Genomic DNA, 5618 nt, shown 5'->3' on the forward strand with positions numbered 1-5618 from the left:
ATGGCGCTCGCTGAGGAACGCGGTGGCCACCGCACCGTCGTCGACCCGGACCCGCTCCACCGGCCCGGCGGCGGCAGGTTTCGGACACCCCACCGCAGTGCGCACACGTCTTCGAAAGAAGGCACCGCCCTACCGGCACAAGGCCCGGTATGGTCTGGGGTAACCGTGGACGCGGGGTATCGGAGTCCCCTGCGCGAGGAGCCCCCAACGTGCTGATCACCCATGACACCGAGTGCGCGCTGAGCATCCTCGTGGAGCTGCTCAACACCGCACCCGAGGTGTGCGGTGCCGAACGGCTGCCGGACGTCGCCGCGCTGGACGCCTTCGTGGTCCGGCAGGAGATCAGCGAGATCGACTCGCTGACCGAGGACGACCTGAGCCGGGTGCACCAGCTGCGCACCCGGCTGCGCGAGGTGTTCGGGACGGAGTCGACCGCGGAGGCCACCGAGCTGGTCAACTCGATCGTCGCGGCCGCCGGGACGACGCCCCGGCTGACCAACCACGACGACCACGACTGGCACATCCACTACTTCGCACCGCACGCCGCGCTCGGCGACCACCTGGCGGCCGAGCTGGGCATGGCGCTGGCCTTCATCCTGGTGGCGGGCGAGCGGGAGCGGCTGCGCCGCTGCGAGGCGCCGGACTGCGCGCGGGTCTTCGTGGACCTCTCCCGGAACCGCTCGCGGCGCTACTGCGACAGCCGCACCTGCGGCAACCGGCTACACGTGGCCGCCTACCGCGCGCGGCAGCGGTCGGCGGAAGCGGTCCCCTCCGCCTGACCCGCCGAGCCCCCGGTCCCCGCGCGGGGCGTCCGCGCCACCGGGGGCGTTCAGATCCCGCGCTTGCGGAGGATCTCCTCGATGTCGGCGAAGTCGCCGATGCCGTCGTCCCGCTTGCCTGCGGCCTGCCGCTTCGGGGCCTCGGGCGCCGACGCCACCGCCGGGCGCTCGGGCGCCGGTCCGGCCGCGGCCGGGCGGTCCGGGGCGCCCTCCACCGCTGCGGCGCCGCGCCGGCCCAGCCAGCGGGTGGTGAGCAGCAGGACCACGGAGACACCCAGCAGCCCGATACCCGTCCACACCCTAGGGTCGAAGACCAGCTTGGTCGCCCAGCCGGTGAACTCCCGGCCGATCCTGCTCGCCAGCGGGAACAGGCCGGTCAGATAGAGCCCGGCGGGCAGCAGGGCCACCGCGAACCAGCGGGTCGCCGACAGGAAGCGCCGCCGGTAGGCCCGTAGCCCCGCGAAGGCCACCCCGCCCGCCGTGAGGATGAAGCTGATCGCCGCGCTCAGCACAGGACCACCCCTTCGTTTCCGGTCGTCCCGGTCATCGCTGCCTTCCTCTCGATCCGCCCTCGGGCGCACCTCCGGACGGAGCGGGCACCCACTAGTGGAACACTGAGGGAATGATCGATGGTTCCCTCCCCCGCCTCGAGTTCTGGTGCGACCTCCAGTGCCCGGACTGCCACACCGCGCTGGACGACGTACGGGCGCTGCGCGCGCGGTACGGCGACGCGCTGTCCGTGGAGCTGCGGCACTTCCCGCTGGAGAAGCACAAGCACGCCTACGCCGCCGCGGAGGCGGCCGAGGAGGCGTTCGCGCAGGGGCTGGGCTGGCCGTTCGTGGAGGCGCTGCTGGCCCGCACCGCGGAGCTGGCCTCGGGCGGGCAGCAGGTGCTGCTGGACGTGGCCCGGGAAGTCGGGGCCGACGTCGAGGAGGTGGACACCGCGCTGATCGACGGCCGGCACATGCTGACCGTCGACGCCGACCAGGCCGAGGGCAAGGCGATCGGCGTCACGGGCACGCCGACGTACGTGATCGGCGGGAAGCGCCTCGACGGCGGCCGGAGCCAGGACGGGCTGCGGGCCGAGATCACGGCCGTCATCGAGGCGGCGAAGGCGTCCTGACGCCACGTCGGATCACAGGTGCTTGCCGTAGAAGCGCTCGGTGATCTCGTAGCCCAGCGACGCGTAGAGCCGGACGGCGGTCCCGTTGTGGGTGAAGACGTTGAGACCGAGGTTCCGCACTCCGGCGGCCAGGCACTCGCGTTCGGCGAGCAGCATCAGGGCGCGTCCGTGTCCCCGGCCCCGGTGGGCCGGGGACACCTCGACGCTCATCACCCAGGCGAGCGGTTCGCCGTCCGGCAGGTCGCGCAGGCGCAGCTGGACCCAGATCGAGCCGTACGGGCCCTCCGTCCCGTCGGCGTCGTACAGCCTGTGCAGGACGACGCCGGGGGTCTCGACGCCCTGCGGGACCGGGTTCGGCGGGTCGTCGCCGCCGGTCCTGGCGCGGGCCTCCTCCTCGGTGAGGCCGGACTCGACGAGTGACCGGCGGAAGCCCGCCGCGGACCGGGCGAGCCAGTCGTCGAGGTCGGCCGGGTCGAACGGGCGGGTGCTCACCCCGGCGGGCAGGGCGGGGGCGGTGGTCAGCCGCTTGGACATGCCCAGGGCCCGCTCGGCGTAGCCCAGGGTGGTGGCGAGCCCGCGGGCCGTGTCGGCGTCCCCGGGAATGCCGACGTCGACCCGGGTGCAGCCCCAGGTGCGCAGCACCTCCTCGGCGGCCAGCCCGCCGAACGTGCCGCGGCCCCGGCCGCGCCCCTCGGTGATCTCCAACTCGGATATCTTGCCCCAGAGTTGGCTGCCCTGCGGCTCGGCCGTGGTGCGCAGCGCACCGATCGGGTGGCCGTTCGCGAGGATCAGCCAGCGTCTGGTGCGGCCGCCGGCCGCGGTGGGTGTCTCCGGGCCCTCGGGGCGCAGCGTGGTGGTCATGTGGAAGTCCCTTCCCCTTGGTCAGGGGGTTATCCGCCCACCGGGGGTCACGGGTCGAGGTCGTCGCCGCTGCGCTCGGCGAAGACGGCCATGGCCTTGGCGGTGACGGGGCCGGTGCCGGTGCCGGTGCCGGGCAGTTCGCGGTCGTCGACGCGGGTGACGGCCTGGACGTCACGGGTGGTGGACGTCAGGAAGACCTCCTCGGCGTCCTGGAGGGCGCTGAGCGGGAGATCGGCCTCCTCGGCACCGCACCAGTCGATGACGAGCTGCCGGGTGACGCCGGCCAAGCAGCCGGAGGCGAGGGCGGGGGTGAGCAGGCGGCCGCCGAGGACCACGAAGACGTTGGAGCCGGTGCCCTCGCAGAGCCGCCCGGCGGTGTTGGCGAACAGGGCCTCGGAGGCGCCGGCCCGGTGGGCGGCGGCCAGGGCGACGACGTTCTCGGCGTACGAGGTGGTCTTGAGGCCGGCGACGGCGCTGTGTTCGTTGCGGCGCCAAGGGACGACGGCGACGGCGGTCCGGTCGGGGCGGCGGCCGATCGCGTTGAGGGCGACGACCAGGGTGGGGCCGGTGGTGCCGCGTTCGGAGCTGAGCGGGCCGTTGCCGCCCGTGTAGGTGACGCGCAGGCGCCCGAGCGGCGCGGGGTTGGCGGCGAGGACCCGGACACAGGCCTCGCGGACCAGGTCGTGGTCGGGGTCGGGCAGGCCGAGGCCGCGGGCGGAGCGGGTGAGCCGGTCGAGGTGGCGGGTGACCGCGAAGGCCCGGCCGTCGACCGTCTTCAGGGTCTCGAAGACTCCGTCGCCGGTGGTCAGGCCGTGGTCGAGGACCGAGACGGCCGCGTCGGTCGAGTCGACGAGGGCGCCGTTGACCCAGCTCGTGGTGCGGTTGTGCATCAGGTGCTGCTCCTAGGCGGTGGGGGCTCAGGCCCCGGTCGGGTCGGGTTCGCTGCCGGATTCGCTGCCCGACGCTATCGCGACCAGGCGGGCGGCCTTCAGCTCGGTTTCGGCCCATTCGCGCTCCGGGTCGGAGCCCCAGGTGATGCCGGCGCCGGTGCCGAAGCGCAGGACCGGCGCGCCGGGGTCCTGCCGGTCGATCCAGAAGGTGCGGATGCCGACGGCGAGTTCGGCTTCGCCGCGGTCGGCGTCGACCCAGCCGACCGCGCCGCAGTACGGGCCGCGCGGGGCGGTCTCCAGGGCCTCGATGATCCGCAGGGCGCTGGACTTGGGGGCGCCGGTGACGGAGCCGGGAGGGAAGGTGGCGTCGAGGAGTTCGGGCCAGCCGGCGCCCTCGCGCAGGGTGCCCTCGACGGTGGAGACCAGGTGGACCAGGCCGGGGTGCTTCTCGACGGCGCAGAGGTCGGGGACGGTGACGCTGCCGGTCTCGCAGACCCGGCCGAGGTCGTTGCGGACCAGGTCGACGATCATCACGTTCTCGGCGTGGTCCTTGTCGAGCAGGTCGTCCTCGGTGCGGCCGGTGCCCTTGATGGGGCCGGAGGAGACGGTGCGGCCGACGCGGCGCAGGAAGAGCTCGGGTGAGGCGGTGGCGATCTCGACGCCGTGCCCGGGCAGTCGGATGGTGCCGGCGTACGGGGCGGGGTTGCCGTGGGCGAGGAGGCCGGTGAGGGCGTCGACGTCGCTGTGGGCCGGGTCGGGCAGCGGTGCGGACAGGACGCGGCAGAGGTTGGCCTGGTAGACCTCGCCGGCGGCTATGTGCTCGCGGATGCGGCGGACTCCCGCGGTGTAGGCGGCGCGGTCGAGGGAGCTGTGCCAGCTGCCGGCGTCCGGTCCGCGCCAGCCGGCGCCGGAGGGCGGGGCCGGGGCGGGGCGGACGTCGTCGAAGCGGGCGCAGGTGAGGCGGCCCTCGAAGTCGTAGGCGACGGCCCAGTGGCCGGCGGAGTCGAGGGCGGCCGGGTCCGAGGTGACGTCGCGCAGTCCGGTGGCCAGTCGGCCGGCGAATCGGGCGAGCGGGGTGCGGGGGTCGGGGTGGCCGGACACGGTTCTCCTGCGCGGTGGTGCTGGGGGGCGGTGCCTGAAGTGTAGGTCGGGGGGCGCGGGCAGGGTCGGGCTCACGCCCCCGCGCACGAGCAGCCGTGCGCGTCGCGCGGGTGTGCGCCGGGTGACCTGCGGATGATCGTCCGGGACGCCGCAGGTGGCGGCCGACGACCGGCCGGGAGGGCTGACGGCACGGCACTCACCGGCCATCCCCTCGGCATGCTGCGGGAACGGATTTTTAGCTGGCCCGGGAATCCGCTAGAGTTCAACACGTCGCCAGGGAGCGCAGCCGAAGAAAAGCGGTGAAGATCCCGGGAGACAGGCGGACGTGGCTCAGTTGGTAGAGCATCACCTTGCCAAGGTGAGGGTCGCGAGTTCGAATCTCGTCGTCCGCTCGATGGAGAACGGTGTAAGATCGCTCTTCATGTGTTGCCTGGTGGAGTGGCCGAGAGGCGAGGCAACGGCCTGCAAAGCCGTGTACACGGGTTCAAATCCCGTCTCCACCTCCAAGAGGTTCCCCCGGTTCTTCCGGGGGGCCTCCCCGCGCGATTAGCTCAGCGGGAGAGCACTACCTTGACACGGTAGGGGTCACTGGTTCAATCCCAGTATCGCGCACGTCGGATCCTCCGGGATCCGCTGCAGGACCGCCACATCAGGCGCGATTAGCTCAGCGGGAGAGCACTACCTTGACACGGTAGGGGTCACTGGTTCAATCCCAGTATCGCGCACAGTAACGGGCCCTCCGGGGTCTGCTGCAATACCGCCTCACCAGGCGCGATTAGCTCAGCGGGAGAGCACTACCTTGACACGGTAGGGGTCACTGGTTCAATCCCAGTATCGCGCACGTCGGATCCTCCGGGATCCGCT

The 5618-nt window shown here is 72.9% G+C and carries 6 protein-coding genes and 5 tRNA genes; 7 read left to right on the forward strand and 4 right to left on the reverse strand.

Features of this window, described 5'->3' with window-relative positions:
• Positions 1–209: 209 nt before the first annotated feature.
• Positions 210–779: a CGNR zinc finger domain-containing protein gene (locus ACFRAR_RS38085; RefSeq protein ID WP_380704937.1), complete on the forward strand. Its 570-nt coding sequence runs from the start codon at positions 210–212 to the stop codon at positions 777–779.
• A gap of 50 nt (positions 780–829) precedes the next feature.
• Here ACFRAR_RS38085 and ACFRAR_RS38090 read toward each other — a convergent pair whose 3' ends face one another.
• Complete coding sequence (locus ACFRAR_RS38090) at positions 830–1291, reverse strand: hypothetical protein (protein WP_380704939.1); 462 nt, start codon at positions 1289–1291, stop codon at positions 830–832.
• Positions 1292–1401: 110 nt separating this feature from the next.
• On the opposite strand from ACFRAR_RS38090, the gene ACFRAR_RS38095 reads away from it, so the two are divergent.
• Complete coding sequence (locus ACFRAR_RS38095; RefSeq protein WP_380704941.1) at positions 1402–1902, forward strand: DsbA family protein; 501 nt, start codon at positions 1402–1404, stop codon at positions 1900–1902.
• A gap of 12 nt (positions 1903–1914) precedes the next feature.
• On the opposite strand, the gene ACFRAR_RS38100 is transcribed toward ACFRAR_RS38095, so the two are convergent.
• Genes ACFRAR_RS38100 through ACFRAR_RS38110 form a run of 3 tightly spaced genes read right to left on the reverse strand, consistent with a single transcriptional unit; the run spans position 1915 to position 4754 of the window.
• A complete protein-coding gene (locus ACFRAR_RS38100) occupies positions 1915–2763 on the reverse strand; it encodes a GNAT family N-acetyltransferase (protein WP_380704943.1) in 849 nt (282 codons plus the stop codon).
• Between the two features lie 47 nt (positions 2764–2810).
• Positions 2811–3653, reverse strand: coding sequence for an aminotransferase class IV (locus ACFRAR_RS38105; protein ID WP_380704945.1), 843 nt, complete (start codon positions 3651–3653; stop codon positions 2811–2813).
• Positions 3654–3680: 27 nt separating this feature from the next.
• A complete protein-coding gene (locus ACFRAR_RS38110; RefSeq protein WP_380704947.1) occupies positions 3681–4754 on the reverse strand; it encodes a chorismate-binding protein in 1074 nt (357 codons plus the stop codon).
• Positions 4755–5073: 319 nt separating this feature from the next.
• Between ACFRAR_RS38110 and ACFRAR_RS38115 the strand changes: the two genes are divergently transcribed.
• The 5 genes from ACFRAR_RS38115 (at position 5074) to ACFRAR_RS38135 (ending at position 5595) form a co-directional block, all read left to right on the forward strand.
• Positions 5074–5146, forward strand: a tRNA-Gly gene (locus tag ACFRAR_RS38115).
• A 40-nt stretch (positions 5147–5186) separates the two neighbouring features.
• Positions 5187–5260 (forward strand) — tRNA-Cys (locus ACFRAR_RS38120).
• A 34-nt stretch (positions 5261–5294) separates the two neighbouring features.
• A tRNA-Val gene (locus ACFRAR_RS38125) sits at positions 5295–5366 on the forward strand.
• A 41-nt stretch (positions 5367–5407) separates the two neighbouring features.
• Positions 5408–5479, forward strand: a tRNA-Val gene (locus ACFRAR_RS38130).
• 44 nt (positions 5480–5523) lie between these two features.
• Positions 5524–5595, forward strand: a tRNA-Val gene (locus tag ACFRAR_RS38135).
• Positions 5596–5618 lie beyond the last annotated feature (23 nt).

The organism is Kitasatospora sp. NPDC056651, from assembly GCF_042792155.1.
Lineage (GTDB): Bacteria > Actinomycetota > Actinomycetes > Streptomycetales > Streptomycetaceae > Kitasatospora.